Source organism: Antrihabitans spumae, from assembly GCF_043944905.1.
Lineage (GTDB): Bacteria > Actinomycetota > Actinomycetes > Mycobacteriales > Mycobacteriaceae > Antrihabitans > Antrihabitans spumae.
In genome coordinates this window covers 1-3,354 of record NZ_JBIMSN010000069.1, presented here as the reverse complement: position 1 = coordinate 3,354, position 3,354 = coordinate 1, and the positions used below count along the sequence as shown (strand labels likewise).

Genomic DNA, 3,354 nt, shown 5'->3' with positions numbered 1-3,354 from the left:
CTGACCAAACAGGGTCACGCGGCGACCACCTCGTTACACCACGCGTTTGGGCTTGACCGGCCGAATGCTGCGTTTGCCGCTGGCCCACTGGCCGGACGGATCACCTTGGACGGTGTTCGGGCTACGGAGAATTTCGCCGAAGCCGGACTGGCAGGCACCTCCACCAAAGTTGCACTGGCTGGATACTCGGGAGGAGCAATCGCCACCGGCCACGCAGCAGAACTGCATGCCTCCTACGCACCCGACCTAAACATTGTCGGTGCCGCCGAAGGCGGCATTCCCGCCGACCTCAACGCCGCCCTCAATATGGCGAACAACAATGCCGGCGCCGGCATTGTCTGGGCCGGAGCTATCGGAGTGTCCCGCGAATACCCGGAACTTGCACAGTATTTCGCCGAGCACATCAACGATTTCGGCAAAGGGCTCACTCAGGCGAAAGACAACCTTTGCCTGGCCTATCAAGCGGCGAGTTTCCCGTTCTTGAATATGAAGGGCCTCTTCGACACCCCCGAGCCGCTCAACGAGCCGATTCCAGCCGCAGTGTTGGACAAGATACGAATGGGACATGCGGTACCGGACGTGCCGATGTACATGTATCAGGCGAATCCGGACTGGCTGATCCCTGTCGGGCCGGTCAACAATCTCGTGAACACCTACTGCCAGTCACCGACAGCACAGGTTCGGTACGCACGCGATCACTTCAGCGAGCACGCGACGCTACCGTTTCTCGCTGTACCGAGCGTAATCATTTGGCTGAAAGACCGCCTCGACGGAATCCCTGCCGAACCAGGTTGCAGCACCACCGATGTCGGATCCATAGCGTTGGATCAGTCGGCCTGGCCATTGTTCGCTGGAGCAGTGGGACCACTCGTTGCCGATCTCTTCGGCAAACCTGTCGGAGAATGAGTTGCGCAGCACTACATTTGGTTGATGTTTCTTGCCGATCTCAGCGCCGCACTACCTGAGGGACGGTTGATCGTCGATCCCGACGTAGTCGATCGCTATCTGCACGACGAAGCCGAGTGGGCACCCTACGAACGCCCACTCGCGGTGCTCCGACCTCGAACAGCCGAAGAAGTCCAGATCGCGGTGCAATTGTGCGTGCGGCACCGGACCCCCGTCGTTCCGCGTGGTGCGGGCACGGGCCTGTCGGGCAGGCGGAGCGCATGCGACACGCGACTGCCTCGTCGTCGCATTCGACTCGATGACGGCGATCAAAGAAATCGACCCGCTCGAGCGGCTGGCCGTCGTCGAACCGGGTGTGGTCAACGACGACCTCCGAAATGCCTGTGCCGCAGAGGGATTGTGGTATCCACCGGATCCGGCAAGCTCACCGTGGTCGACCATCGGCGGCAACGTCGCCACGAACGCAGGTGGTGTCTGCTGCGTAAAGTACGGCGTCACAAAAGATTACGTGCTCGGCCTCCAGATTGTGACAGGGACGGGCGAGCTCGTCCGCCTAGGCCGCCGTACAGCGAAGGGCGTGGCCGGCTACGACCTTGCCGCGCTGATGGTCGGTTCGGAGGGAACGCTCGGCGTGATCACCGAGATCACCGTCCGGCTTCGACCGACTCGCGCACCCGAACGGACGGTTGCCGGTTACTTCGATTCGATCGTCGACGCCGGCCGCGCTGTCGAAGCAGTCGCCGCGGCAGGAATCACACCGTCGGCGCTGGAACTGATCGACAGGCATTGCCTGCTGGCCGTCGACGCGTGGAAGAACATGGGATTGTCGGTCGACGCCAACGTCGTCCTACTCGGTCGAATCGACACACCAGGCTCGCTGGGCGATGACGAGGCTGCCACGATGCGCGCCGCCTTCGACAAGTCCGGGGCCAGCTGGAGCGCGCAGTCCTCCGATCAGGCCGAAGCAGACGCGCTGTTCGCCGCACGCAGGCTTGCGTACCCGGCATTGGAGCGCCTCGGTCCAGTATTGACCGAGGACATCTGCGTGCCGATCCACGCGGTCCCCGAGATGTTGTCCAGAATCGAAAGCATTGCGACACAATGGGATACAACGATCGCTAACATTGCTCACGCAGGCGACGGCAACCTCCATCCGCTGTTGATAGCCCCACACGACGACGACGCAGCCCGCCAACGAGCGCAAGCCGCGTTCGACGACATCATCGATGCGGCGCTGGACCTCCGCGGAACCGTTTCCGGCGAGCACGGCATCGGACTACTGAAGATGAGCGGTCTGGCGAAAGAACTACCGCCCGCAGTGCTCGACATGCACCACAACATCAAGAGGGCGTTGGACCCAACCAATATCCTCAACCCGGGAAAGGTATTCTCGCGATCGATCTAGTTGATCACGGACCAATCACGATCGGATTCGGTGTCGATTCGGTTGCGAAATGCTTCGATAAACCAACCGTGTCCCTTTTATTTATGTGAGTCGGATCACCTAGTGCGGTTTTAGCAAAACCGCAGCTCTAGCCGCTTTTCTGCGAACCCAACCGACAGAATCTGCGTCCTACTACGGGGCGCGTTTTTGGTCTGTTCATCTTCTGTTAACCTTCCGCGACCATTCTGTGATCTGTCGTCAATAGACAGAAACGTCACCAACCCGAAGTTCCCCAAGTTGCGCCATGACGACCGTGAAGCACTCCCGCTTCTGACTAGTACATCCACGAATAGCACGTAGTGCACCAGCGACCGACCCGACGTCTTTCGCTTCGAGTGCACGCTGCCAAGTGCTAGCCGATCACGGCCGAACTTGTAAGGAACCACTTCATCATGCGTGCCACCACTTCCCTCGTTTCGCGTAAACGCACCGCGTCGATCGCACACACCGGCAGCGCCGCCGTGTTGGCCCTTGCTGCAGTTGCCGCACTGGCAACCACCGGCAGCGCCACCAACGCAGACGCCGATCCCATCGAACTGGTCGCGATCGTTGCGCCGATCACACAGCCCGTGCCGGTTGTGGCACCCATCCTTCCGCCGCCGCCGCCGGCTCCGGTCTACGCAAACAACCTCGACGGCTGGATCCGCCAGGCGCTGGACGTCCTCCGTGCCCATAACATCCCGGGCAGCTACGACGCCATCATGCGCAACATCATGCGCGAGTCGACCGGCAACCCGCGTGCCATCAATCTCTACGACTCGAACGCGGCGGCAGGCATTCCCTCCAAGGGACTGCTGCAGGTGATCGATCCGACCTTCGCGGCGTACCACGTCGAGGGCACCTCACTCGATATCTACGATCCTGTCGCGAACATCGTCGCAGCCTGCAACTACGCGGCACACCGCTACGGCTCGATGGACAACGTCAACTCGGCGTACTGACCGCAACTAGCCCAGATCTTTCTCCGGGCTGACGTGCCGGCTTGATCTGTTTCGGATTGGGTT

Annotated in this window: 2 protein-coding genes and 1 pseudogene; all 3 read left to right on the top strand. The window is 61.0% G+C overall.

Annotated features, from left to right (window positions below; translation table 11 throughout):
* Positions 1–906 (top strand): lipase family protein (locus ACHIRB_RS16820; protein WP_395127730.1); only part of this gene is annotated, 906 nt, incomplete at its 5' end.
* 24 nt (positions 907–930) lie between these two features.
* Positions 931–2,311: pseudogene (locus ACHIRB_RS16815) on the top strand (FAD-binding oxidoreductase).
* Positions 2,312–2,742: 431 nt separating this feature from the next.
* Positions 2,743–3,291, top strand: coding sequence for a transglycosylase SLT domain-containing protein (locus ACHIRB_RS16810; RefSeq protein WP_395126707.1), 549 nt, complete (start codon positions 2,743–2,745; stop codon positions 3,289–3,291).
* Positions 3,292–3,354 lie beyond the last annotated feature (63 nt).

Bases quoted from the DNA above. Each gene is read 5' to 3' on its own strand.
- ACHIRB_RS16810 (WP_395126707.1), top strand. From the start codon at position 2,743: ATGCGTGCCACCACTTCCCTCGTTTCGCGTAAACGCACCGCGTCGATC.